The organism is Microbacterium sp. 1S1, from assembly GCF_008271365.1.
Classification (GTDB): Bacteria; Actinomycetota; Actinomycetes; order Actinomycetales; family Microbacteriaceae; genus Microbacterium.
Genome location: NZ_CP043430.1, coordinates 2,584,761 through 2,610,364, shown reverse-complemented (window position 1 = coordinate 2,610,364; position 25,604 = coordinate 2,584,761). Strand labels below are relative to the sequence as shown.

The following is a 25,604-nucleotide window of genomic DNA, read 5'->3' as shown; positions in this document are numbered from 1 at the left end:
ATGGACCTGCCCCGCGCACCGCGTATCAACCCCAGCATCCTCGCCGCCGACTTCGTGAACATGCAGGCGGAGCTCGCTCGCATCGCGACGGCCGACTTCGCGCACGTCGACGTCATGGACAACCACTTCGTCCCGAACCTCACCTTCGGTCCGCAGATGGTGCAGCGCATCCAGGAGACCAGCCCGGTCCCGCTCGACGTGCACCTCATGATCACGGACCCGGATCGCTGGGCTCCCGGGTACGCCGAACTCGGCGCGGCGAGCGTGACCTTCCACCTCGAGGCGGCGGGGGAGCCGGTGGTTCTCGCTCGCCGGCTGCGCGACATCGGTGCTCGGGCGGGCGTGGCGGTCAAGCCCGCGACTCCGGTGGAGGGACTCTTCGAGCTGTTGGACGAGTTCGATCAGATCCTGGTGATGACGGTGGAGCCCGGATTCGGTGGACAGGGCTTCATGCCCGAGACGATGCCCAAGCTGCAGGCGCTCTCCACAGAGGCGCGGCGGCGGGGCTCGTCGGTGTGGCTGCAGGTCGACGGGGGTATCTCGGACGCGACGATCGCACAGGCGGCCGAGGCCGGGGCGGACACGTTCGTCGCGGGATCCGCGGTCTACGGTGCGGACGACGTGGAGGCGGCGGTCACCCGGCTCAGGGACCTCGCGCGAGCCGGTAGCCTGGAGGGGTGAAGACTTTCGACGAGCTGTTCGCCGAGCTCAGCGTCAAGGCCGAGACCCGTCCTGAAGGATCGGGGACCGTGGCGGAGCTCGACGGTGGCGTGCACACGATCGGCAAGAAGATCGTCGAAGAGGCCGCCGAGGTCTGGATGGCGGCGGAGTACGAATCGGACGCCGCGGCAGCGGAGGAGATCTCGCAGCTCCTCTACCACCTGCAGGTCATGATGCTCGCGAAGGGCCTCACCCTGCAGGACGTCTACCGACATCTCTGATGCGCTCCGGTCCCACCCCTTCGAACTGAAAGCCGTTCATGCTGCGCATCGCCGTTCCCAACAAGGGCTCGCTCTCCGAGACCGCCGCCGAGATGCTCGCGGAGGCGGGCTATGCCGGCCGCCGCGACCCCAAGACCCTGCATGTCATCGACGCCGAGAACGACGTCGAGTTCTTCTTCCTCCGGCCCCGTGACATCGCGACGTACGTCGCCTCCGGGGCCCTCGACGTCGGCATCACCGGCCGTGACCTCCTCCTCGACGTGCAGCAGCCGGCACGCGAGATCGAGCAGCTCGGGTTCGGGGCGTCCACGTTCCGTTTCGCCGGTCCTCCCGGACGCTTCACGTCCATCGAAGACCTCGACGGCGTCCGCGTCGCCTCCGCGTACCCGGGTCTGGTCGGCTCCTTCCTTCGCGACCAGGGCGTCAGCGCCGAACTCGTGCAGCTCGACGGCGCGGTGGAGTCCGCGGTGCGCCTCGGTGTCGCCGATGCGGTCGCCGACGTCGTGTCCACCGGCACCACGCTCCGTCAGGCCGGGCTGGAGATTTTCGGCCCCGTGATCCTCGAGTCCGAGGCCGTGCTGATCAGCCGTCCCGGTGAGGCCGAAGGCGTTGACACACTGCTGCGCCGGCTCCGCGGCGTGATGGTCGCGCGCCGCTACGTGCTGCTCGACTACGACCTCCCCACCGAGCTCGTCGATCAGGCCGTGGCCATCGCGCCCGGTCGCGAGTCCGCGACGATCTCGCCTCTCCGCGACCCGGCCTGGGTCGCGGTCCGGGTCATGATCCCGCGGCGTCGTGTCAATCAGGTGATGGATGACCTCTACGCCCTGGGCGCGCGGGCCATCCTCGTCACCGCGATCCACGCGGCGAGGCTCTGATGGCCCTCGCTTGTCGCGTCATCCCGTGTCTCGACGTCGCCGACGGGCGCGTCGTCAAGGGAGTCAACTTCGAGAACCTCCGCGACATGGGTGACCCGGTGGAGCTGGCCAGGCACTATGCGGCGCAGGGAGCAGACGAGATCACGTTCCTGGACGTCACGGCGACGGTGGACGCGCGGGCGACGACGTACGACGTCGTCCAGCGCACCGCGGAGCAGGTCTTCGTGCCGCTGACCGTCGGCGGCGGCGTGCGCAGCGTCGACGACGTCGCGCGGCTCCTCTCGGTGGGTGCGGACAAGGTCGGCGTGAACTCCGCGGCGATCGCCCGTCCCGAGCTCATCGGCGAGATCGCGGATCGGTTCGGTGCCCAGGTGCTCGTGCTCTCGCTCGACGTCAAGCGCGCGGACACCACGCGCTCCGGTTTCGTGGTGACGACGCACGGCGGGCGCACACAGACGACGCTGGACGCGCTCGACTGGGCGCGCGAGGCATCGGAACGCGGTGCGGGGGAGCTGCTGGTCAACTCGATCGACGCCGACGGCACCCGGGACGGCTTCGATCTGGAGCTCGTCCGGCTCATGCGCGAGGCCGCGCCGATTCCGGTGATCGCCTCCGGTGGCGCCGGACGGGCGACCGACTTCGCTCCGGCGATCAAAGCGGGCGCCGATGCGGTGCTCGCGGCCAGCGTCTTCCACACCGGTGCGCTGACGGTCGGAGACGTGAAGGACGCGCTGCGCGCGGAAGGAGTGCTCGTCCGATGACCGACGCGCCGAATCAGGGAGAGTCGTCCGTGGACGACCGCATCGCGCAGGTCGCGTTCAACGCCGACGGCCTCGCCCCGATCATCGTGCAGCAGTGGGACACGCGCGAGGTGCTGATGCTCGCGTGGGTGGATGCCGAGGCCCTGCGCCGCACGCTCACGTCGGGGCGCGCGACGTACTGGTCGCGCTCGCGCCGCGAGTACTGGCGCAAGGGAGACACGTCCGGGCATATCCAGGTCGTGCGGGAGGCCCGCCTCGACTGCGACGGCGACGCCCTCCTCCTCCTCGTCGACCAGACCGGGCCCGCGTGCCACACCGGGACGCGGTCGTGCTTCGACACGACCGACCTGGGCGCCGTCGACGGGGTGAGCGGATCGTGACGCTCGCCCAGCGTGGCCGGTCGCTCTCCGTGACCGGGTTCCTCCTGGCCGGGGCCATCGGCATCATCTCCTCCACGCAGACGTGGTTCACCGTGCAGCGCGCCGACGCAGGGGAGGACATCCTCGTCCCCGGCGCCTCCGCCCTGGTACTGCTGGCACCGCTGAGCCTCGCCGTGCTCGCACTGGGCGCGGCTCTCGCGATCGCCGGGCGAGCCGTGCGCCTCGTGTTCGGCGTGCTCGCGGCGGCCGCGGCCCTGTTCCTCGGCTGGTCCACGGTGCAGCTCCTCGTCGGCGATGCGTACGGCGCGGTCGCCGCCACCGTCACCGAGACGACGGGACTCGCCGGGAGCGGCGCGGTGCATGAGGTCGCCGCGAGCATCGTGCCGTCGGCCTGGCCCTTCCTTGCTCTCGGGGGCTGGGTGATCCTGCTGGTCGCCGCCGTCGTCGTGCTGTCCACCTGGCGGCGTTGGAAGGTCGGCGGTCGCCGCTACCGTACCGACGCGCCCAGCGGCGCGTCGCACGACGGTCCCGTCGACGCCGTCGATTCGTGGGACGAGCTGTCCCGCGGGTCCGATCCCACGCGTTGACCCCGATAGACTGAACCCAGATCCCACGTCGTCCCCGGAGGAGAACATGACCAACCCGATCGCTGACCCCGGCCACGGACACTCGCCTGCGGCCTGGACCGCCGTCGTGATCATGCTCGTCGGCTTCGCCGCCGCGACGGTCGCGTTCTGCTTCGAGCAGCCGACCCTGGTGTGGATCTCGGCCGCGTTGATCCCGATCGGGGCGATCGTCGGCTGGCTGCTCGCGAAGGCGGGATACGGCGTGAAGGGTCCCAAGTACGCCCCGAAGGCGCACTAGTGGTCCTCGCCGACCTGACGGCCGGCGCTGTCGCAGACGCCGAGGGTCGTGCCCTCTCCCGTCCACTCGCCGTGGTCGAGCGTGAGGCTCTGGCGCGCCCTGCGGCGAAGGACGCACTGGCGTTCCTCGCCCCGGCTGAGCGGGTCAAGATCATCGCCGAGGTGAAGCGGGCCAGCCCGTCGCGAGGTGCCCTCGCCGAGATCCCCGATCCCGCTCACCAAGCGGCGCTGTATGAGACCGGAGGCGCCTCTGCGATCAGCGTCCTGACCGAGGAGCGCCGTTTCGGCGGCAGTCTCGCCGACCTGGAGGCCGTCACGGCCCGCGTCTCCCTGCCGGTGCTGCGCAAGGACTTCATCGCCACGCGCTATCAGGTGCTCGAGGCGCGTGCCGCAGGAGCCGACCTCGTCCTGCTCATCGTGGCAGGGCTGGAGCCCGACGTTCTCCGCGATCTGTACGGGTTCGTTCTCGAACTCGGCATGACGCCGCTCGTGGAGACCCACTCGGCCGAGGAGCTGGAGGCCGCGATCGACCTCGGCGCCGACCTCATCGGGGTGAACGCTCGCGACCTGAAGACCCTCGAGCTCGACCGTGATCTGTTCGGCCGCCTCGTCGATCGCATTCCCGACGCAGCGATCAAGATCGCGGAGTCCGCGGTGCTCACGCCCGCCGACGTCGCACACTACCGTTCGGCCGGTGCCGACGTGGTGCTGATCGGTGAGGCCCTGGTGACCGGAGACCCGGTCGCCACTCTCGAGAGCTTCCTGGAGGCGAAGTGAGTCTGCGTGACCAGCATGGTCCGTTCTTCGGCGACTTCGGCGGGCGGTACATGCCCGAGTCGCTGGTCGCCGCGATCGACGAGCTGACGACCGCATACGAGGACGCCATCGCCGACCCGGCGTTCCGGGCCGAGCTGTCGCACCTCTTGTCCTCCTATGCCGGCCGGCCCTCCGCCCTCACCGAGGTGCCCCGGTTCGCCGAGCACGCGGGCGGCGCGCGGGTCTTCCTCAAGCGCGAGGACCTCAACCACACCGGGTCGCACAAGATCAACAACGTGCTGGGTCAGGCGTTGTTGACCAAGCGCCTCGGCAAGACGCGCGTCATCGCCGAGACCGGTGCCGGTCAGCACGGTGTCGCGACGGCGACCGCTGCGGCCCTGTTCGGCCTCGACTGCACGATCTACATGGGCGAGGTCGACACGGAGCGGCAGGCGCTGAACGTCGCCCGGATGCGGCTGCTCGGCGCCGAGGTCGTCGCAGTGACCTCGGGGTCGCGCACCCTGAAGGACGCGATCAACGACGCGTACCGCGACTGGGTCGCCTCGGTCGAGACGACGAACTACATCTTCGGCACCGCCGCGGGACCGCATCCGTTCCCCGCGATGGTCCGCGACTTCCAGAAGATCATCGGCGAAGAGGCCCGCGCCCAGCTCCTCGACGAGGTCGGACGGCTCCCGGATGCCGTCGTCGCCTGCGTCGGCGGTGGATCCAACGCGATCGGCATGTTCGATGCGTTCCTGGACGACGAGGGCGTGCGGCTGTACGGCGTGGAGGCGGCCGGCGACGGCGTCGACACCGACAAGCACGCCGCATCGATCGAGCGGGGGCGCCCCGGGGTCCTGCACGGCGCGAAGACGTACGTGCTGCAGGACGAGGACGGCCAGACCGTCGAATCACACTCGATCTCCGCCGGTCTCGACTATCCCGGGGTCGGTCCGGAGCACTCCTGGCTGGCGGACATCGGTCGCGCGGAGTACATCCCCGCGACGGATGACGAGGCGATGCAGGCCCTGCGGCTGCTCAGCCGGACGGAGGGGATCATCCCCGCCATCGAGTCCGCTCACGCCCTCGCCGGGGCGCTGCGGATCGGCCGCGAGCTGGGCCCTGACGGTCTGATCGCGATCTGCCTGTCCGGCCGTGGCGACAAGGATATGGATACCGCCGCGCGCTACTTCGAGCTCTACGACGACGAAGCCCTGGCCCACGACCCGTCCGCGGAGAGCGCCGAGGAAGAGGCGGCATCGAAGGGAGAGCCGCAGCTGTGAGCCGCGTCGAACAGGCCATCCAGCGCGCGCACGATGCGGGCCGCAGCGCGTTCGTCGGCTACCTGCCCGTCGGCTTCCCCGACCTGGAGACGAGTATCCAGGCGGCGATCGCCCTCGCCGAGAACGGCGTGGACATCATCGAGCTCGGTCCGCCGTACAGCGATCCCGTCATGGACGGCGCCATCATCCAGGAGGCGACGACCAAGGCCCTCGCCGCCGGCTTCCGGATGAGGGACCTCTTCACCGCCATCCGGGCGATCACGGCAGCGACCGATGTTCCGGTGCTCGTGATGACCTACTGGAACCCCGTCCTGCAGTTCGGCGTCGATCGCTATGCCGAGGAGCTGCTCGCGGCAGGCGGAGCCGGCCTCATCACGCCGGACATCACTCCGGAGGCCGCAGGCGAGTGGATCGCGGCCAGCGAGCGCCTCGGTCTCGACCGGGTCTTCCTCGCGGCCCCGACCTCATCCGACGAGCGCCTCGACCTCGTCGTGAGGTCCTCGACGGGCTTCGTCTACACGGTCTCCACCATGGGGATCACGGGGGAGCGGGCAGAGCTCGACCGCGCCGCGCGTACCCTCGTGTCGCGGCTCCGCGACCATGGTGCCCGCCGTGCCTGCGTGGGCATCGGCATCTCGACCCCGGATCAGATCGCCGGGGTCTCCGAGTACGCCGACGGCGCCATCGTCGGCACCGCCCTCGTCCGCGCCCTCCGTGACGGCGGCGTCCCCGCCCTCGCCGAGATCACCCGTACCCTGGCCGCCGGCACCGCGTCGGCGCGCTTCGTCTCAGAGAAGTAGGATCGCACTCATGTCCTTCGCGCTCCACAGCACCACCGCCGGCGTGCTCGCCAGCATCCCGAGCCCGCCCGTGTCGTACTTCGATCTCGGTCCGCTCCGGATCCACTTCTACGCGCTGTGCATCATCGCCGGAATCATCGTCGCGGTGCTGATGACGAACCACCGTCTCACCAAGCGGGGCGCGGAGCCGTGGGTGGTCATCGACATCGCGATCCTCGCCGTGCCGCTCGCGATCATCGGTGCGCGCATCTTCCACGTCCTCACCCACCCGAACTTCTACTTCGGCGAGGGGAAGAACACCTGGAACCCCTTCGAGCCCGGCTCCGTCTGGGCGATCTGGGAGGGCGGCATCGCGATCTTCGGCGCGCTCATCGGCGGCGCGCTGGGCGCCTACCTCGGGTGCCGCTGGACAGGCATCCGCTTCTGGACGTTCGCGGATGCGCTCGCCCCCGGTCTGCTGCTCGCCCAGGCGATGGGCCGCTTCGGCAACTGGTTCAACCACGAGCTGTTCGGTCTGCCGACCTCCCTTCCGTGGGGCCTGGAGATCGAATCCACGAACTCGGCCTTCCCTCCGGGACTGCCCGAGGGCACGCTCTTCCACCCCACCTTCCTCTACGAGGTCATCTGGAACGGCCTCGGCGTCCTCGTGTTGCTGTGGCTCGGCCGGAAGCTGTTCTTCCAGTGGGGTCGCCTCTTCGCGATCTACCTCATCTGGTACAGCGCCGGGCGCATCCTGTGGGAGTCGATCCGCATCGACCCGAGCGAGATCATCCTCGGCCTGCGCAGCAACGTCTGGGCCGCCATCATCGGCGTCGTCGTCGGTCTCGTCATCCTCGTTGTGCAGACCCGCCGTCACCCCGGTCTCGAGCCGTCGCCGTACCAGCCGGGCCGCGGACGGAAGGACGTGGACGCTGATGTACAATCGCAGGACAATCCCTCTGATTTCGTGGACGTGAGCGAGCCTCCGGCCGAAGAAGTCGCCGCCGGAGCCACTGCCACAAGCGCTGCTCCCTCGAGCGGGGACGGCTCCCGATAACGCCGCCTCGCGGCGGGAGAACCATTGCACTGAACGAGCGGGCCGACGACGTCCCCGGGTTTCACTGAAGATCTGAGGACGGTAACTGGTGTACTTCCAGCCCCCTTACGGCGCCTCCGGCGCATACCCCCCGAAGCAGGGCATGTACAACCCGGCGTTCGAGAAGGACGCCTGCGGCCTGGCCATGGTCGCAACGTTGCGCGGCGAGGCCGGGCACGACATCATCGCGCTGGCCCTCGAGGCCCTGCGCAACCTGGAGCACCGCGGGGCCATCGGGTCGGACGCGGGCACCGGCGACGGAGCCGGCATCCTCACCCAGATGCCGGACGCCTTCCTCCGCGCGGTCACCGGCTTCGAACTGCCGCCCGTGGGGGAGTACGCGGCCGGACTGGCCTTCCTTCCCCGGGATTCGAGCCAGCGCCGCCAGCAGAAGGCCGGGATCGAGAACATCGCCCGTGCCGAGGGCCTCCGCGTCCTCGGCTGGCGCGAAGTCCCCACGGCCAACGAGAACCTCGGCAAGCTCGCCGACGAGGCTCGTCCCGCCTTCGAGCAGCTCTTCGTGAGCGCCGGAGGCGCCACCCTCGCCGATGCGCCGCTCACGGGCATCGCGCTCGACCGCGTCGCCTACCGCCTGCGCAAGCGTGCCGGTCACGAGCTCGGCGCCTACTTCGTCTCCCTGTCCAGCCGCACGCTCGGCTACAAGGGAATGGTCACCACGCTCCAGCTCGAGCCGTTCTACCCGGACCTGCAGGACGAGCGCTTCGCGTCGGAGCTCGCCGTGGTGCACTCGAGGTACTCGACCAATACCTTCCCGTCGTGGCCGCTCGCGCAGCCGCTGCGGATGCTCGCCCACAATGGCGAGATCAACACGGTGGGCGGCAACCGCAACTGGATGCGCGCCCGCCAGTCGCAGCTCGAGTCCGAGCTCCTCGGCGACATCTCGCCCCTGCTGCCCATCTGCACCGACGGCGCGAGCGACTCCGCGTCGTTCGACGAGGTGCTGGAGCTGCTCACCCTGACGGGGCGCAGCCTGCCGCACGCGATCATGATGATGGTGCCGGAGGCGTACGAGAAGCAGGCGGACATCTCCCCGGAGCTGCGTGCGTTCTACGAGTACCACTCCAACCAGATGGAGCCGTGGGACGGTCCGGCCGCGCTCATCTTCACCGACGGCACTCTCGTGGGGGCGACGCTCGACCGCAACGGCCTGCGACCAGGGCGCTGGACCGAGACGACCGACGGTCTCGTCGTCATCGGCTCCGAAACGGGTGTCCTGCACTTCGAACCCGAGCGCATCAAGCGTCGGGGCCGGCTCCAGCCCGGCAAGATGTTCCTGGTCGACACCGCCCAGCGCCGAATCGTCGAGGATCGCGAGATCAAGCAGGAACTCGCGACGATGCATCCGTGGCAGGAATGGCTCGACGCCGGTTCCGTCCGGTTGGCCGACCTGCCCGAGCGCGAGCACATCGTGCACCCGCCGGCCTCGATCACCCGTCGGCAGCGGACCTTCGGCTACACGGAGGAGGAGGTGCGAATCCTCCTCACCCCGATGGGGCAGACCGGCGTCGAACCGCTGGGAGCCATGGGATCGGACACGCCGATCGCCGTGCTCAGCAAGCGACCGCGTCTGCTGTTCGACTACTTCACCCAGCAGTTCGCGCAGGTGACGAACCCGCCGCTGGACTCGATCCGCGAAGAGGTCGTCACCAGCCTCCGGCTCGGGCTCGGGCCGGAGTCCAACCTCCTGACCTGGGGTCCCGAGCACACCCGTACGGTGTCGCTCGACTTCCCCGTCATCGACAACGACGAGCTCGCGAAGATCCGGCACATCGACAAGGCGCTGCCGGGACGATCGAGCGCCACGATCCGGGGTCTCTACCACTTCGATGCGGGTCCCCACTCGCTCGCCGAGCGCCTCACCGAGATGTGCGCCGAGGTCGACCAGGCGATCGAGGACGGCGCGGAGTTCATCATCCTGTCCGACCGCGACTCGAACAAGGACCTCGTCCCGATCCCGTCGCTGCTCATGGTGTCGGCGATCCACCACCACCTCATCCGTCGCGAGAACCGTATGAAGGTCGGTCTGATCGTCGAAGCCGGAGACGTGCGCGAGGTGCACCACGTCGCGACGCTCATCGGCTACGGCGCGTCCGCCATCAACCCGTATCTGGCCATGGAGACGGTCGAGCACCTCGTCCGCACCGGCTACATCACGGGCATCTCCCCGGAGAAGGCGGTCAAGAACCTCATCTACGCGCTCGGCAAGGGTGTGCTGAAGATCATGTCCAAGATGGGCATCTCCACGGTCTCGTCCTACGCCGGTGCACAGGTGTTCGAGGCCGTCGGCTTGAGCCAGGAGTTCATCGACGCCTACTTCACCCGCACGGAGTCGAAGCTCGGCGGCATCGGGATCGAGCAGATCTTCGCCGAGAACCAGGCCCGCCACGACTACGCCTACCCGGAGGATGCCGCGGCCCGTGCGCACGAGCGCCTGTGGACCGGGGGTGAGTACCAGTGGCGTCGCGACGGGTCGCCACACCTGTTCAACCCGGAGACGGTGTTCAAGCTGCAGCACTCGACACGGACCCGCCGGTACGACATCTTCCGCGAGTACACGAAGCTCGTCGACGATCAGGCCGCGGAGCTGAAGACCCTGCGCGGCCTGTTCACCCTGCGGACCGGGACGCGCAAGCCCGTGCCGCTGGACGAGGTCGAGCCCGTGTCCGCGATCGTCAAGCGGTTCTCCACCGGGGCGATGAGCTACGGGTCCATCTCGAAGGAAGCGCACGAGACGCTCGCGATCGCGATGAACCGTATCGGCGGCAAGTCCAACACGGGTGAGGGCGGCGAGGACCCGGATCGCCTCGTCGACCCCGAACGACGCAGCGCCATCAAGCAGGTGGCCTCGGGTCGTTTCGGCGTCACGAGCCTTTACCTCACCGAGGCCGACGATATCCAGATCAAGCTCGCCCAGGGTGCGAAGCCCGGTGAGGGCGGCCAGCTCCCGCCGACGAAGGTGTACCCCTGGGTCGCGCGTACGCGGCACGCCACGGCGGGCGTCGGCCTCATCTCGCCGCCCCCGCATCACGACATCTACTCGATCGAAGACCTCAAGCAGCTCATCTTCGATCTGAAGCGTGCGAATCCCGAGGCGCGGATCCACACGAAGCTCGTGAGCCAGTCCGGCATCGGCGCGGTCTCGGCCGGCGTCGCCAAGGCGCTCAGCGACGTGATCCTCGTGTCCGGTCACGACGGCGGGACGGGCGCGAGCCCCCTGAACTCGCTCAAGCACGCCGGCACGCCGTGGGAGCTCGGACTCGCCGAGACGCAGCAGACGCTCATGCTCAACGGCATGCGCGACCGCGTCGTCGTCCAGGTCGACGGCCAGCTCAAGACGGGCCGTGACGTGATCATCGGCGCTCTGCTCGGGGCCGAGGAGTTCGGCTTCGCCACCGCACCGCTCGTCGTCAGCGGCTGCATCATGATGCGCGTCTGCCACCTGGACACCTGCCCGGTCGGCGTCGCGACCCAGAACCCCGTCCTGCGCGATCGCTTCACCGGCAAGCCCGAGTTCGTCGTGAACTTCATGGAGTTCATCGCGGAAGAGGTTCGCGAGCTGCTCGCCGAGCTCGGTTACCGTTCGATCGATGAGATCGTCGGGCGCACCGAGCTCCTCGAGACCAACGCGGCGATCGAGCACTGGAAGGCGGAGGGACTCGATCTCAGCCCGGTGCTGGAGGGTCCGGCATTCCCCGCCGGGGAGCCGCGTCGGAGTGGCCGTCCTCAGGACCACGAGCTCGACAAGCACTTCGACGTGCAGCTCATCGACATCGCGAAGGCGGCTCTGCTCAACGGCGAGCCCGTCGTCGTGGAGCTGCCGATCGCCAACACGGAGCGCGCGGTCGGCACGATGCTCGGGCATCAGGTGACCTCACGCCACGGGGCCACCGGCCTGCCGAAGGAGACCATCGACGTCACGCTCACCGGTACCGCGGGGCAGTCGCTCGGCGCTTTCCTGCCGCCGGGCGTCATCCTGCGGTTGGAGGGCGACGCGAACGACTACGTCGGCAAGGGCCTCTCCGGCGGGGACATCACGATCCGTCCGCCGCGTGGTTCCGCGATCGCTCCGCACGAGAACGTGATCGCCGGGAACGTCATCGGGTATGGTGCGACCTCCGGCACGATGTTCATCTCGGGCGTGGTGGGCGAGCGTTTCCTCGTCCGGAACTCAGGAGCCACCGCGGTGGTCGAGGGTGTCGGGGATCACGCGCTCGAGTACATGACCGGCGGCCTCGCGGTGATCCTCGGGTCGACCGGCCGGAACTTCGGCGCCGGGATGTCCGGGGGAGTGGCTTACGTGCACGCTCTCGACACGGGCAAGGTGAACGCGCAGTCCCTCAGCAGCGGCGAGCTACGGCTCGAGCCGCTGGACCGCGCCGACCTCGAAGTGCTGCGCGGTCTGCTCGTCGAGCACCGGGAGCGCACGGCGTCGCCTCGCGCGGCGGCCCTGCTGGAGGACTTCGACGCATCCGCGGCGGAGTTCGTGAAGGTGCTCCCGCGTGACTTCGCCGCCGTGCGCAGCATGCGCGAGGAGGCACTGGCCGAGGGGATCGACCCCGACGGCGACATCGTCTGGAACCGCATCCTGGAGGTGACCGGTGGCTGACCCCAAAGGCTTTCTGAAGGTGACCGAGCGGGAACTTCCCGCTCGCCGTCCGGTGCCCGTGCGCATCATGGACTGGAAAGAGGTGTACGAGCCCGGCGACAAAGCCGTCCTCCGCCGCCAGGCCAGTCGGTGCATGGACTGCGGTGTGCCGTTCTGCCACTCCGGCTGCCCGCTCGGAAACCTCATCCCCGAGTGGAACGATCTCACCTGGCGCGGCGAGGGCCGCGCCGCGATCGAGCGGCTGCACGCGACGAACAACTTCCCGGAGTTCACCGGTCGTCTCTGCCCGGCGCCGTGCGAGAGCTCGTGCGTCCTCGGCATCAATCAGCCTGCGGTGACCATCAAGCAGATCGAGGTCTCCATCATCGATGAGGCCTTCGCGAAGGGCTGGGTCGAGCCGGAGCCGCCGGAGCGCCTGACGGGCAAGACCGTGGCGGTCGTGGGCTCGGGCCCCGCCGGTTTGGCGGCCGCCCAGCAGCTCACGCGCGCGGGTCACACCGTCGCCGTCTTCGAGCGCGACGACCGCATCGGGGGGCTCCTGCGCTACGGCATCCCGGACTTCAAGATGGAGAAGAGCCAGCTCGAGGCCCGCCTGCGGCAGATGCAGGAGGAAGGCACGCGCTTCCGCGCGGGCGTGGAGATCGGCAAGGACATCTCCTGGGCCGACCTGCGCGCCCGGTACGACGCGGTCGTGATCGCCACCGGCGCTACGGTCCCGCGCGACCTGCCGATCCCCGGCCGAGACCTCGACGGCGTCCACTTCGCCATGGAGTACCTCGTCGAGTCGAACCACGCGGTCGCCGGAGACACCGTCCCCGGCCAGATCACGGCCGAGGGCAAGCACGTCATCGTCATCGGCGGCGGCGACACCGGCGCCGACTGCATCGGGACCGCGCACCGCCAGGGAGCGCTCAGCGTGACGAACCTCGCCATCGGCAAGCAGCCGAGCGCGACGCGTCCGGACCACCAGCCCTGGCCGATGATGCCCACGATCTTCGAGGTCGCCTCCGCGCACGAGGAGGGTGGGGAGCGGGTGTTCCTCGCCTCCACCGTCGAGTTCCTGTCGAACGAGGTCGGCGAGGTCCGGGCGCTGCGTGTGGCCGAGACCGAGTACATCGACGGCCGCCGCGTACCCAAGAGCGGGACCGAGCGGGAGATCCCGGCCGACCTGGTGCTCATCGCGATGGGCTTCACCGGGCCGGAGCAGGACGGCTACACCGAGGATACGCGACCGGAGGTGAGCGAGCGCGGTGCCTTCCGTCGTGCCGCGAACTACGAGTCGTCGATCCCCGGCGTCTTCGTCGCCGGCGATGCAGGGCGCGGACAGTCGCTCATCGTGTGGGCGATCGCGGAGGGCCGTGCGGCGGCGGCGAACGTCGACCGGTTCCTCATGGGCACCACCGTGTTGCCTGAGCCGGTGCGCCCGAGCGATGTCGCGATCGGCCTCCAGCCCGCGTAGGCTGAGGCCGGCAGTGTCGCCTGTTCGTAATCCCCCACTTCTACCCTGGAGACATGTTGAGACGCGCGAAAATCGTCGCCACCCTGGGCCCCGCCACTTCCACGTATGAGACGGTGCGCGCACTGATCGATGCGGGTGTGGACGTCGCCCGACTGAACCTCAGCCACGGTGACTACTCCGTGCATGAGAACAACTACGCGAACGTGCGCCGTGCGGCGGAGGACTCCGGTCGTGCCGTCGCCATCCTCGTCGACCTCCAGGGCCCGAAGATCCGTCTGGGCCGCTTCGAGGACGGACCGTACGAGCTCGCCAAGGGCGACATCTTCAAGATCACCACCGAGGACATCATCGGCAACAAGGAGATCTGCGGCACGACGTTCAAGGGCCTTCCTCAGGACGTCAAGCCCGGCGACTTCCTGCTGATCGATGACGGCAAGGTGCGCGTCGAGGTCGTTGAGACCGACGGCGTGACCGTCACCACGCGTGTCGTCGTCGCCGGCGCCGTCTCGAACAACAAGGGCATCAACCTGCCCGGCGTCGCCGTCAACGTCCCCGCGCTCAGCGAGAAGGACGAGGAGGACCTCCGCTGGGGCCTCCGGACGGGTGCCGACCTCATCGCGCTCTCGTTCGTCCGCAACGCCTCCGACGTGACCCGCGTCCACGAGATCATGGCGGAGGAGGGCGTCCGCGTCCCCGTCATCGCCAAGATCGAGAAGCCGCAGGCTGTTGACGCGCTCGAGGAGATCGTCGACGCGTTCGACGGCATCATGGTCGCTCGCGGTGATCTCGGGGTCGAGCTGCCGCTCGAGGCCGTCCCCATCGTCCAGAAGCGCGCCGTCGAGCTGGCTCGTCGCAACGCGAAGCCCGTCATCGTGGCCACGCAGATGCTCGAGTCGATGATCAACAGCCCGGTGCCGACCCGCGCCGAGACCTCCGACGTCGCCAACGCCGTCCTCGACGGCGCCGACGCGGTCATGCTCTCGGGCGAGACCAGCGTGGGCGACTACCCGGTCGTCGTCGTCGAGACGATGGCCCGGATCATCGAGTCGACCGAGGAGCACGGCCTGGAGCGGATCCTGCCGCTCACCACGAAGCCGCGCACGCAGGGCGGTGCCATCACGCTCGCCGCCCTCGAGGTCGCGGAGTTCGTCGACGCGAAGTTCCTCTGCGTCTTCACGCAGTCCGGAGACTCGGCCCGCCGGCTGTCCCGGCTGCGCTCGCGCATCCCGATGCTGGCCTTCACGCCGGAGCCGGGTATCCGCCGCCGCATGGCGCTCACCTGGGGCCTGCGCTCCACGCTCGTGGACATGGTGCAGCACACCGACCTCATGTACCACCAGGTCGACGAGTATCTCCTCGGGAACGGTCTGGCCGTCGAGGGCGACAAGGTCGTCGTGATCTCCGGTTCCCCTCCCGGGATCATCGGTTCCACGAACGACCTGCGCGTGCACAAGGTCGGCGACGCGCTGCGCGGTGCGGCTCCGATCTACAAGGCCGGCGTCTGACGCAGGGCGTTTCGGAGAGGGGCGGAGCTTCGGCTGCGCCCCTCTCTGTCATCTCCGGGCCGACGCGTCAAGCCTCTCGGTCGCGCCGACCACCTCGGATAGCGTGCTGACATGGTCCTCCGACGCCACGTCCTCACGTCCGGGCTGACGTTCCGGATCCTGGAGACTCCTCGGCCGGCCGGCTCCACCGCGCCGACCGTGGTCCTCGTGCACGGGATCGGGATGTCTCATCGGTATCTGTCTCGGCTGCACGCCGAGCTGGCCGCCACGACCCGCGTGGTCTCCGTGGACCTGCCGGGCTTCGGGGGCCTTCCCAAACCGCGGTTCGACGTGACGATCCCGCAGATGGCCGCGGGCCTCGCGCAGGTGGTGGCGAGTCTGGACGATGACCGGGTCGTGCTCGTCGGGCATTCGATGGGGGTGCAGTGGGCCGTGGAGACGGCCCTGCACCATCCCGAGTACATCCGGGCCGTCGTCGCCATCGGGCCCGTCACGGACGACGCCCACCGCACGCTGGGGGCACAAGCCCGGGCACTGGCCGTCGACACGCTGGGGGAGACGCCGGCGATCAACGCGGTCGTCTTCACGGACTACCTCCGCTGCGGCGTGCGCTGGTATCTCCGACAGGTGCGGCACATGCTCGCGTATCCGCTGGAGGAGAAGGTCGCCGCCCTCACGATGCCGGTGCTGATCGTGCGGGGGAGCGAGGATCCGATCGCCGGGCGGGCCTGGTGTCGCCGCCTGCGTGACGCGGCGGTCGTGTCCCGCCTCGTGGAGATCCCCGGTCACCATCACGTCGCGCAGCAGTCCTCGCCACGAGCGGTCGCTTCGGCCATCCTCGCCCACACCACCGGTGTCTGGCCGACGACGGTGCCGGCGACGGCGAACCGACGGGGGAGGGCAGCATCGGCGTCCTGAGGAAGTTGGGTTGGTGGGCTGCGGACTACGCGTACGCGGGGTTCTGGCAGGTCCGGTCCTTCTTCGGCCGCGATCAGGCCGACGACTTCGCCAGCGGACAGGCCGCGCCGATCGTCGTCCTCGCCGGGGTCTACGAGACCTGGCGGTTCCTGGAGCCGCTCATCGCGGCGCTGCACCGCCGCGGACATCCGGTGCACGTCGTTGACGCCCTGCGCCGCAACCAGTTCCCGGTTCAGGACGAAGCCCACCAGGTGGCGGACTACCTGCGCACCCACGACCTGTCCGGGGTCGTCCTCGTCGCCCATAGCAAGGGGGGTCTCGCCGGCAAGCTCGTGATGACGGGCCCGGAAGGTCGAAGGATCCGTGGCATGCTCGCCATCGCGACGCCGTTCGGCGGCTCCCGCTACGCCCGGCTGCTTCCAGGCCGGGTGCTGCGGGCGTTCTCACCCGACGACCCGTCGATCGTCGCGCTGAGCCATGAGCTCGATGTGAACGCGCGGATCGTCTCGGTCTACGCCGCGTTCGACCCGCACATCCCCGAGGGGAGCGAGCTACCCGGCGCCAAGAACGTCGTGTTGGAGACGGGCGGGCACTTCCGTGTCCTCGCCCATCCGCGCGTGATGGCCGAAGTCGCCGCTCTCGCGGAGTGAGCGGGTGAAGCGTTCGCGAAACTGGTGCCGGCGGTGGGACTCGAACCCACACGCCCTCTCGGACAAAGCATTTTGAGTGCTCCGCGTCTGCCATTCCGCCACGCCGGCCCGTGTATCGCGACTTCGACTGTAGCGCAGACGACACAGGGTTCCCTGCGCACGCGCGGTCTTCAGCCGGTGCCGAGGACCTCTCCGTTAGGATGGAAGCGTGACCGAGCAAGAACAGGCTGAGCAGCCCACGGCATCCGCACCCCGACGCGTCGTCGTCGCCGAAGACGAATCGCTGATCCGTCTCGACATCGTCGAGATCCTTCGCGACAACGGCTTCGATGTCGTCGGTGAAGCCGGGGACGGAGAGACGGCGGTCGCCCTCGCGACCGAGCTGCGTCCCGACCTCGTCATCATGGACGTGAAGATGCCCCAGCTCGACGGCATCAGCGCGGCCGAGAAGCTCCACAAGGGCAACATCGCCCCTGTCGTGCTGCTGACCGCGTTCAGCCAGAAGGAGCTCGTGGAGCGGGCGAGCGAGGCCGGAGCCCTGGCCTACGTGGTGAAGCCCTTCACTCCAAACGACCTCCTTCCCGCGATCGAGATCGCGCTTGCCCGCCACGAGCAGATCATCACGCTCGAGGCCGAGGTCGCCGACATGGTCGAGCGCTTCGAGACCCGCAAGCTCGTCGACCGGGCCAAGGGCCTGCTCAACGAGAAGATGGGCCTGAGCGAGCCCGAGGCGTTCCGCTGGATCCAGAAGGCGTCGATGGATCGCCGCCTGACGATGCAGGACGTCGCCAAGGCGATCATCGAGCAGCTCGCTCCCAAGAAGTAGGGCGCCTCCCCGTGCTCCGGCTCGACGCCGAGCATGTTCTGCGGCCGGTCCGCACGGGCGACGGTGCCGCGCTCGCGCGCGCGTACCTCGCGAACAGGGAGCACCTCGCCCCCTGGGAGCCCGCGCGCTCTGCGGCGTTCTTCACCGAGGAGTGGCAGGAGCAGAACGCGCAGCAGTGTGTCGCCGAGGCCGCTCTCGGGCGCAGCTCACGATTCGTGATCCTCTCGGATGACGGGGAGATCCGCGGCCGCGTCAACCTGAACTCGATCGTGCGTGGCGCGTTCTGGAGCGCCGATCTCGGGTACTGGATCGATTCCAGCCGGGTGCGGCGCGGTCTCGCGACGCGTGCCGTGACCCTCGTCGCGGAGCACGCGCGGGACGAGTTGCGACTGCACCGCCTGCAGGCGGCGACGCTGCTGCACAACACCGCCTCCCAGCGAGTCCTCGCCGCCACCGGCTTCGAGCGCATCGGCATGGCCCCGAAGTATCTGCAGATCGCGGGGGAGTGGCAGGACCACGTCCTGTTCCAGCTGCTGCTGGAAGAGCCGCTCAGCGCCCGGCGGGAGCGTCCTTGATCATGTTCGTGATGCGGATCGTCGAGCAGCGCCGGCCCTGATCGTCGGTCACGACGATCTCGTGCACGGTGATGCTGCGGCCCAGATGCACGGGCGTGCAGACGCCGGTGACGATGCCCGAGGTGGCCGAGCGGGTGTGAGTCGCGTTGATGTCGACGCCGACGGCCAGGCGGCCCGCTCCCGCATGCAGATTGGCCGCCATCGAGCCGAGCGATTCGCCGAGCACCACGTACGCTCCGCCGTGCATCAGGCCGACGGGCTGGGTGTTGCCCGCCACCGGCATCGTCGCCACGCAGCGCTCGATCCCGAACTTGACGAACTCCATGCCCATCTTTTCCGCCAGGGCTCCCATGCCGCGGGCGGCCGCCCACTCGAGTCCTTCGCTGGTGGCGACCTCGCTCATGCATCCTCCTCTGCGGGTGTCCGTGCTCCTCGTTAGGCTGACAGGGTGACGGACTCCGCAAAGCCTACCCTCATGGTCGTCGACGGCCACTCGCTCGCCTACCGGGCCTTCTTCGCCCTTCCGGTCGACAACTTCACCACCAAGGACAACCAGCACACGAACGCGATCTACGGCTTCCTGTCGATGCTGGTCAACCTCATCAAGGCCGAGCAGCCCACGCACCTCGCGATCGCGTTCGACACCTCGCGCCATTCGTTCCGCACCGACGAGTACCCCGAGTACAAGGCGACGCGGTCCGAGACGCCGCAGGAATTCAAGGGTCAGATCCCGCTGCTGCAGGACTGCCTCGCGGCCATGTCGATCCCGGTGCTGACGCAGGAGGGTATCGAGGCCGACGACATCCTCGCCACACTCTCCACCCAGGGCGCCGCCCAGGGGTACGACGTGCTCGTCGTCTCCGGCGACCGCGACACCATCCAGCTCGTCACGGACGACATCACGCTGCTCTATCCGTCTGTGCAGGGGGTCTCCCAGCTCAAGCGCTACGACCCGACGACCGTGCAGGAGCGGTACGGTGTCCGTCCCGAGCAGTATCCCGACATCGCCGCGCTCGTCGGCGAGACCAGCGACAACCTCCCGGGCGTGCCGAAGGTAGGGGAGAAGACGGCGGTCAAGTGGCTCACGCAGTTCGGGTCCCTCGACGAGCTGCTCGACCGGGCCGGGGAGATCAAGGGCGTCGTCGGTGGCAACCTTCGGGACCACATCGAAGACGTCCGCCGCAACCGTAAGCTCAACCGGCTCCTGACCGATGTGGAGCTGCCGGTCGCACCGGCGGATCTCGCGGTCGCTCCGATCGACGCCGAGGCCGTCCGCGACATCTTCGCCCGCCTCGAGTTCCGCACGCTTCTGCCGCGCGTGTTCGAGGCCGTCGGTGCCGGCGAGGTGGCAGACGATCCGGCCGCGACCGTCGACATGCCGACTCCTGCACAGGTGTCCGCGGCGGAGCTCGCCGCTTGGGCGACGGCGCAGGACGGCGACGTCGCCCTCCGTATCGTCGTCCAAGGCGGGGTGCCTGTCCGCATCGGGGCCGCGACCGTCACCGAGCTGCGTGAGATGGACTGGTCCGCTGTCAGCGGCGAGGAGCTGCACGCATGGCTGGAGTCCGATGCCCCGAAGGTGCTGCACGACGCCAAGCCGCAGGTGAAGGCTCTGCTCCGCCAGGGGGTCCGCCTCGGCGGGCTCGCCTACGACACGAGTCTCGCCGGCTGGCTGCTGCGCCCGAGCTTCCCGGACAAGACACTGTCGGATCTGGTCCAGCGCTACCTCGGTGAGAAACTGCCCGAAGCGGACCCGTCGCAGCTCGTACCGGAGATCGAGGGTGCCACGCCCTCGCAGGAAGCCTGGTTCGTCCTCCGAGTGGCCGAGGCGCTGCGGAGCGACCTGCCCGAGCCGGTCGACGCCGTCCTCCGCGACATCGAGCTCCCCACGCTGCGCACGCTCGCCGACATGGAGCTCGCCGGCGTCGCCGTATCGCACGAGGTGCTCTCGACGTTCTCCGGCGAACTCGCGACCCGCGCTGATTCCCTGGCTCAGGAGGCGTTCTCCGTCGTCGGCCGCGAGTTCAACCTCGGCTCGCCGAAGCAGCTTCAGGAGGTCCTGTTCGAGGACCTGCAGCTCCCGAAAACGCGCAAGACGAAGACCGGGTACTCGACCGATGCCGCGGTGCTCGCCGACCTGCAGGAGTCGCACCCGCACCCGTTCCTCAGCCTGCTGCTGCAGCACCGCGAGGCCACGAAGCTACGCCAGATCATCGAGTCCCTCGACACCGCGATCGGCGACGACCACCGTGTCCACACCACGTACGTTCAGACGGGAAGCCAGACCGGGCGCCTGTCCAGCACCGACCCGAACCTCCAGAACATCCCCGTCCGTACCGAGGAGTCGCGGCGCATCCGCAGCGCCTTCGAGGTCGGGGAGGGGTACGAGACCCTGCTCACGGCCGACTACTCGCAGATCGAGATGCGGATCATGGCGCACCTCTCGGGCGACGAGGGGCTGATCGAGGCCTTCAACAGCGGCGAGGACCTGCATCGCTTCGTCGGCGCTCGGGTGTTCGGCGTCGACCCCGCCGAGGTGACGCCGGCCATGCGCACCAAGGTGAAGGCGATGTCGTACGGGCTCGTCTACGGGCTCTCGGCGTTCGGGCTGTCCAAGCAGCTGCGCATCGAACAGTCCGAGGCCAAGCAGCTCATGGTCGAGTACTTCGCGCGTTTCGGCGCCGTGCGAGACTACCTGCGGGCGTCGGTCATGAAGGCCAAGGAGGTCGGGTACACCGAGACGATCTTCGGGCGTCGGCGGCCGTTCCCCGACCTCGCGAGCCCCAACCGCGTGCTGCGCGAGAACGCCGAGCGTGCCGCGCTCAACGCCCCGATCCAGGGCAGTGCGGCCGACATCATGAAGATCGCCCTGTTCCACATCCACGACGATCTCCACGCGGCGGAGTTGAAGTCCCGCGTGCTGCTGCAGATCCACGACGAGCTCGTCGTCGAGGTCTCGGCAGGGGAGTGGGACACCGTGGAGCAGATCGTCCGGACCCGGATGGGTGATGCCGCGCAGCTCTCCGTTCCGCTCGACGTGCAGGTCGGCCGCGGCCGGGACTGGAACGAAGCGGCGCACTGATCCCGGTGGCCGGAGGGGGCGGGGATTAGGCTGGAAGGCATGACTTCTGCACCCCGCACCCCCTCCGCCATCGACAGGGTCGCTGACGAATGGGTCGACACGATCGCTGTCCTGGCACCGACGCTCGGCACGTATATCGGCCGTTCCGAAGTCAATGACCGGTTCGGCGATCTGAGCCCTGAGGGCCATGAGGAGATCGCCGCGGCGACGCGGGCGACCCTCGACAAGCTCTCCGCCCTCGAGCCCGTCGATGCGGTCGACGAGGTGACCAAGACCGATCTCAGCGCCGAGCTGCGTCTCGACCTCGAACTCCACGAGGCGAAGTGGCACCTGCGGGATCTGAACGTCATCGCGTCCGCGGCACAGGATGTCCGCTCCGCGTTCGACCTGATGCCCACCGCGACGGTCGAAGACTGGGAGGTCATCTCCACCCGGCTCGCCACGGTGCCGGCGGCGCTCCGCGGGTACGTCGAGACGCTTCGTCTGGGCATCGCCGAGGGCGTCACCCCTGCGCGCCGCCAGGTCGCCGAGGTCGCAACGCAGATCGACCGCTACATCGCCGACGACGGCTTCTTTGCCGCGTTCGTCGCCCACGCCGACCCCCAGGAGGGACAGCTCCCGGCTTCGCTGGCCCGCACGCTGGCGGACAATTCCGCGGCTGCCCGGGTCGCGTACGGCGAACTGCGCCGTTTCCTGGCCGAAGAGCTCGCTCCGGAGGCAGGAGAGACGGATGCCGTGGGGCGCGAGCTCTACGCGCTCAACTCACGCCGGTTCCTCGGCGCGACCATCGACCTCGACGAGACGTATGAGTGGGGTCGCGAAGAGCTCGCCCGCATGGTGGCCGAGCAGACGGCGATTGCCAACGAGATCCTCCCCGGTGCCTCCGTTGCAGAGGCCGTCACGCACCTGGAGTCCGACCCCGCCCGCAAGCTCGTCGGCACCGAGGCCCTTCAGCGGTGGATGCAGGAGACCAGTGATCGCGCGGTCGCCGAGCTCGGCGCCTCGCACTTCGACATCCCGGAGGCGACCCGCACACTCGAGTGCATGATCGCCCCCACGCAGGAGGGCGGGATCTACTACACCGGCCCCACGGACGACTTCTCCCGTCCCGGTCGGATGTGGTGGTCGGTCCCCGAAGGTGTCACCGAGTTCGACACGTGGCGCGAACTCACCACGGTCTACCACGAGGGTGTCCCGGGGCATCACCTGCAGATCGCCCAGGCCGTCTACAACCGCGCGGAACTCAACTCGTGGCGCCGGCTGCTCGCCGGCACCTCCGGCCACGCGGAGGGGTGGGCCCTGTACGCGGAGCGTCTGATGGAGCAGCTCGGCTACCTGGACGACCCGGCGGATCGCCTGGGCATGCTGGATGGGCAGCGGATGCGCGCGGCGCGCGTCGTGCTCGACATCGGCGTACACCTCGGCAAGCCGCGGCTCGAGGGCGAGGGCGTCTGGGACGCCGACTACGCGCTCGATTTCCTCCGCCGCAACGTCAACATGTCGGATCAGTTCGTGCAGTTCGAGGTCAACCGCTACCTCGGCTGGCCGGGTCAGGCGCCGTCGTACAAGGTCGGCCAGCGCATCTGGGAGCAGGTCCGCGACGCCGTCCAACAGGCGGAGGGCGAGACCTTCTCCTTCAAGGGCTTCCACAAGCGCGCCCTCGATCTGGGCGGCGTCGGACTGGACACGCTGCGGAGCGCGCTGCTCCCTCGGTGACGGGAATGCCCGCCTCCCTCCCTGTGTTCCATTCACCTGAATAGGATGGTGTGACATGGACATCGAATTCGGACTGGACACGTTCGGCGACATCACGCGGGACCAGGACGGCGAGCTGCTCAGCGGCGCGCAGACCATCCGGAACGTCGTGGCGCAGGCGGAGCTGGCCGACACCGTCGGCGTGGACTTCTTCGGGGTGGGGGAGCATCACCGGCGCGAGTTCGCGGTGTCGTCCCCGGAGATGGTGCTCGCGGCGATCGCCGCACGCACCGAGCGGATCCGGCTGGGTACCGCCGTGACCGTGCTCTCCTCGGACGATCCGGTGCGCGTGTTCGAGCGCTTCTCGACCCTCGACGCCCTGTCCGGAGGCCGGGCGGAGGTCGTCCTCGGGCGCGGTTCGTTCATCGAATCCTTCCCGCTGTTCGGCTACGACCTGCGCGACTACGACCGACTCTTCGAGGAGAAGCTCGAGCTGTTCGTGGAGCTTCTCAAGGAGGAACCCGTGACGTGGTCCGGGTCGCTGCGGCCGTCTCTCGAGAACGCCGACGTGTTCCCGAAGACCGAGAAGGGGCTTCGTACCTGGGTCGGTGTGGGCGGCAGCCCGGAGTCGGTCGTGCGTGTCGCTCGCCACGGTCTCGGCCTGATGCTGGCGATCATCGGGGGCCCGGCCGGGCGATTCAAGCCCTTCGTCGACCTCTACCACCGCTCGGTCGCCTCCTTCGGGACGACCGCGCATCCCGTGGCCGTGCACTCGCCCGGTCACATCGCCCCTACCGACGCCGAGGCGTGGGACGAGGCGTACCCGGGCTTCGAGGCGATGAACAACACCATCGGTCGGGAGCGGGGCTGGCCGCCGTACAGCCGCGCGCGGTTCCAGAACGACATCGGGCCGGAGGGCTCGCTCTACGCCGGCTCGCCCGAGCGTGTGGCGGCGAAGATCGCCGACACGATCACGACGCTGGGCCTCGGGCGCTTCGACCTGAAGTACGCGACGGGCACGCTGTCGCACGAGTCGATGATGCGAAGCATCGAGCTCTACGGTACGGAGGTCATTCCTCGGGTGCGGAAGCTCCTCGCCGACCGCGACTGAGGGGCGTCATCTCGCAGCTCGGCGGGACGGGCGGCCCTACGATGAGAATCATGGCCGATACCGCCCTGCCGAGCCGCACCTCGCTCGCCGAGCGTCTCGATGTCCTCCCGTTCACGCGTCGGCACCTGCGCCTGCTCACGGGCTCCGGCGTCGGCTGGGCGCTCGACGCGATGGATGTCGGGCTCATCTCCTTCATCATCGCCGCGCTGACCCAGCAGTGGGATCTCACCAAGGGAGAGGCCGGCTGGATCGCGTCGCTCGGCTTCGTCGGCATGGCCGTCGGTGCGACCCTCGGGGGGCTTCTCGCCGATCGTTTCGGCCGCCGTCAGGTGTTCGCGCTCACGCTGCTCGTCTACGGAGTGGCGACGGGAGCCAGTGCGCTGGTCGGGGGAGTGGCCGCGCTCCTCGTCCTGCGCTTCTTCGTCGGTCTCGGGCTCGGTGCGGAGCTTCCGGTCGCTTCGACCTACGTGAGCGAGTTCGCTCCTGCGCGCATCCGAGGCCGCCTGATCGTCATCCTCGAAGCGTTCTGGGCCGTGGGCTGGACGGCCTCGGCGCTCATCGGGTTCTTCGTCATCCCCGCGTCCGAGTCCGGCTGGCGGTGGGCCTTCGCGCTGGGCGCGATCCCCGCCGTCTACGCGCTCGTCGTACGGTGGGGTCTACCCGAGTCGCCGCGCTGGCTGGCGTCCCGCGGACGCATCGCGGAAGCGGATCGGATCGTGGCGGCGTTCGAGGCCGACGCCGGCGTCGAGCACACCCCGCCCATCCGGAAGGAGCCGGCATCACGGGCGATCGCGATGACGGCACGCGCTCGGCTCGCGACCCTCTGGCACCCGGAGTTCCGCGTGCGCACGGCATGTCTGTGGCTGGTGTGGCTGGCCGTGAACTTCGCGTACTACGGGGCGTTCATCTGGATCCCGAGCATTCTCGTGGATGCCGGGTTCGACCTCGTCCGCTCTTTCGGCTTCACCCTCATCATCACGCTCGCGCAGCTTCCGGGCTATGCCGTGGCCGCCTGGCTCATCGAGGTGTGGGGACGCCGCATCACGCTGTCGGTCTTCCTGCTGGGGGCGACCGCCTCGGCCGTCGTCTTCGGCACCGCCACGACCGTGCCGATGATCATCGGGGCGGGCATGGCCCTGTCGTTCTTCACGCTCGGTGCGTGGGGCGCGCTGTACGCGGTGACGCCGGAGATCTATCCGACCTCGTTGCGTGGCACCGGTGCGGGGTGGGCCGCGGGGGTGGGCCGCATCGCCTCCATCGTCGCCCCGTTGACGGTTCCGGTGCTTCTCGTCGCGGGAGGCGCACCGCTGCTGTTCGTCGTGTTCGCAGCCTGCTTCCTCGTCGCCGCCGCGGCGGCCTGGGGCCTTGTCGACCGGAGCGGCGCCGCCCTCGACGACCGCTGACGTCCTCGGCCGG

Annotated in this window: 23 protein-coding genes and 1 tRNA gene; 22 read left to right on the top strand and 2 right to left on the bottom strand. The window is 69.1% G+C overall.

The window, feature by feature from the left end; translation table 11 throughout:
• The 16 genes from rpe to FY549_RS12570 all read left to right on the top strand — a co-directional run bounded on the left by rpe (position 1) and on the right by FY549_RS12570 (position 16,899).
• A complete protein-coding gene (gene rpe, locus FY549_RS12645) occupies positions 1–681 on the top strand; it encodes a ribulose-phosphate 3-epimerase (protein ID WP_149085330.1) in 681 nt (226 codons plus the stop codon).
• Positions 678–941 (top strand): phosphoribosyl-ATP diphosphatase, encoded by a 264-nt coding sequence (locus FY549_RS12640; protein WP_149085329.1) that lies wholly within the window; start codon positions 678–680, stop codon positions 939–941. The genes rpe and FY549_RS12640 overlap by 4 nt, the downstream gene beginning before the upstream one ends.
• A 38-nt stretch (positions 942–979) precedes the next feature.
• Positions 980–1,819, top strand: a complete 840-nt coding sequence (hisG, locus tag FY549_RS12635) for an ATP phosphoribosyltransferase (protein WP_149085328.1) — start codon at positions 980–982, stop codon at positions 1,817–1,819.
• On the top strand, positions 1,819–2,580 hold the full coding sequence (hisF, locus tag FY549_RS12630) for an imidazole glycerol phosphate synthase subunit HisF (RefSeq protein WP_149085327.1): 762 nt from the start codon (positions 1,819–1,821) through the stop codon (positions 2,578–2,580). The genes hisG and hisF overlap by 1 nt, the downstream gene beginning before the upstream one ends.
• The gene (gene hisI, locus FY549_RS12625) at positions 2,577–2,960 is read left to right on the top strand and encodes a phosphoribosyl-AMP cyclohydrolase (protein ID WP_149085326.1); all 384 of its coding nucleotides are present in this window, start codon (positions 2,577–2,579) and stop codon (positions 2,958–2,960) included. Before hisF ends, hisI begins: the two co-directional genes overlap by 4 nt.
• Positions 2,957–3,547 (top strand): Trp biosynthesis-associated membrane protein, encoded by a 591-nt coding sequence (locus tag FY549_RS12620; protein ID WP_149085325.1) that lies wholly within the window; start codon positions 2,957–2,959, stop codon positions 3,545–3,547. The genes hisI and FY549_RS12620 overlap by 4 nt, the downstream gene beginning before the upstream one ends.
• A 46-nt stretch (positions 3,548–3,593) precedes the next feature.
• Complete coding sequence (locus FY549_RS12615) at positions 3,594–3,824, top strand: HGxxPAAW family protein (protein ID WP_149085324.1); 231 nt, start codon at positions 3,594–3,596, stop codon at positions 3,822–3,824.
• A complete protein-coding gene (gene trpC / locus FY549_RS12610; RefSeq protein ID WP_149085323.1) occupies positions 3,824–4,600 on the top strand; it encodes an indole-3-glycerol phosphate synthase TrpC in 777 nt (258 codons plus the stop codon). The genes FY549_RS12615 and trpC overlap by 1 nt, the downstream gene beginning before the upstream one ends.
• Positions 4,597–5,865 (top strand): tryptophan synthase subunit beta, encoded by a 1,269-nt coding sequence (gene trpB, locus FY549_RS12605; protein ID WP_149085322.1) that lies wholly within the window; start codon positions 4,597–4,599, stop codon positions 5,863–5,865. The genes trpC and trpB overlap by 4 nt, the downstream gene beginning before the upstream one ends.
• Positions 5,862–6,665, top strand: a complete 804-nt coding sequence (gene trpA / locus FY549_RS12600) for a tryptophan synthase subunit alpha (protein WP_149085321.1) — start codon at positions 5,862–5,864, stop codon at positions 6,663–6,665. Before trpB ends, trpA begins: the two co-directional genes overlap by 4 nt.
• 10 nt (positions 6,666–6,675) lie before the next feature.
• Positions 6,676–7,701, top strand: coding sequence for a prolipoprotein diacylglyceryl transferase (gene lgt, locus FY549_RS12595; RefSeq protein WP_149085320.1), 1,026 nt, complete (start codon positions 6,676–6,678; stop codon positions 7,699–7,701).
• Between the two features lie 142 nt (positions 7,702–7,843).
• The gene (gene gltB, locus FY549_RS12590; protein WP_149086108.1) at positions 7,844–12,367 is read left to right on the top strand and encodes a glutamate synthase large subunit; all 4,524 of its coding nucleotides are present in this window, start codon (positions 7,844–7,846) and stop codon (positions 12,365–12,367) included.
• Entirely contained in the window at positions 12,360–13,826 is a 1,467-nt protein-coding gene (locus FY549_RS12585; RefSeq protein ID WP_149085319.1) for a glutamate synthase subunit beta, read from the top strand. The genes gltB and FY549_RS12585 overlap by 8 nt, the downstream gene beginning before the upstream one ends.
• A 56-nt stretch (positions 13,827–13,882) precedes the next feature.
• Positions 13,883–15,331, top strand: a complete 1,449-nt coding sequence (gene pyk, locus FY549_RS12580; RefSeq protein ID WP_025103472.1) for a pyruvate kinase — start codon at positions 13,883–13,885, stop codon at positions 15,329–15,331.
• 111 nt (positions 15,332–15,442) lie between these two features.
• Complete coding sequence (locus FY549_RS12575; RefSeq protein ID WP_149085318.1) at positions 15,443–16,249, top strand: alpha/beta fold hydrolase; 807 nt, start codon at positions 15,443–15,445, stop codon at positions 16,247–16,249.
• Between the two features lie 5 nt (positions 16,250–16,254).
• Positions 16,255–16,899, top strand: a complete 645-nt coding sequence (locus FY549_RS12570) for an esterase/lipase family protein (RefSeq protein WP_200838594.1) — start codon at positions 16,255–16,257, stop codon at positions 16,897–16,899.
• Between the two features lie 22 nt (positions 16,900–16,921).
• Here the strand turns inward: FY549_RS12570 and FY549_RS12565 are convergent.
• Positions 16,922–17,007 (bottom strand) — tRNA-Leu (locus tag FY549_RS12565).
• A 100-nt stretch (positions 17,008–17,107) separates the two neighbouring features.
• Here FY549_RS12565 and FY549_RS12560 point away from each other — a divergent pair.
• Positions 17,108–17,725: an ANTAR domain-containing response regulator gene (locus FY549_RS12560; protein WP_025103469.1), complete on the top strand. Its 618-nt coding sequence runs from the start codon at positions 17,108–17,110 to the stop codon at positions 17,723–17,725.
• A gap of 11 nt (positions 17,726–17,736) precedes the next feature.
• Positions 17,737–18,300, top strand: a complete 564-nt coding sequence (locus tag FY549_RS12555; RefSeq protein ID WP_149085316.1) for a GNAT family N-acetyltransferase — start codon at positions 17,737–17,739, stop codon at positions 18,298–18,300.
• Here the strand turns inward: FY549_RS12555 and FY549_RS12550 are convergent.
• Positions 18,275–18,703 (bottom strand): hotdog fold thioesterase, encoded by a 429-nt coding sequence (locus FY549_RS12550; RefSeq protein WP_149085315.1) that lies wholly within the window; start codon positions 18,701–18,703, stop codon positions 18,275–18,277. The genes FY549_RS12555 and FY549_RS12550 overlap by 26 nt on opposite strands.
• Positions 18,704–18,748: 45 nt before the next feature.
• Between FY549_RS12550 and polA the strand changes: the two genes are divergently transcribed.
• Genes polA through FY549_RS12530 form a run of 4 tightly spaced genes read left to right on the top strand, consistent with a single transcriptional unit; the run spans position 18,749 to position 25,591 of the window.
• Positions 18,749–21,382 (top strand): DNA polymerase I, encoded by a 2,634-nt coding sequence (gene polA, locus FY549_RS12545; RefSeq protein ID WP_187614866.1) that lies wholly within the window; start codon positions 18,749–18,751, stop codon positions 21,380–21,382.
• 39 nt (positions 21,383–21,421) lie between these two features.
• Entirely contained in the window at positions 21,422–23,098 is a 1,677-nt protein-coding gene (locus tag FY549_RS12540; protein ID WP_149085314.1) for a DUF885 domain-containing protein, read from the top strand.
• 55 nt (positions 23,099–23,153) lie between these two features.
• Entirely contained in the window at positions 23,154–24,188 is a 1,035-nt protein-coding gene (locus tag FY549_RS12535; protein WP_149085313.1) for an LLM class flavin-dependent oxidoreductase, read from the top strand.
• A 50-nt stretch (positions 24,189–24,238) separates the two neighbouring features.
• Positions 24,239–25,591 (top strand): MFS transporter, encoded by a 1,353-nt coding sequence (locus FY549_RS12530; protein WP_149085312.1) that lies wholly within the window; start codon positions 24,239–24,241, stop codon positions 25,589–25,591.
• Positions 25,592–25,604 lie beyond the last annotated feature (13 nt).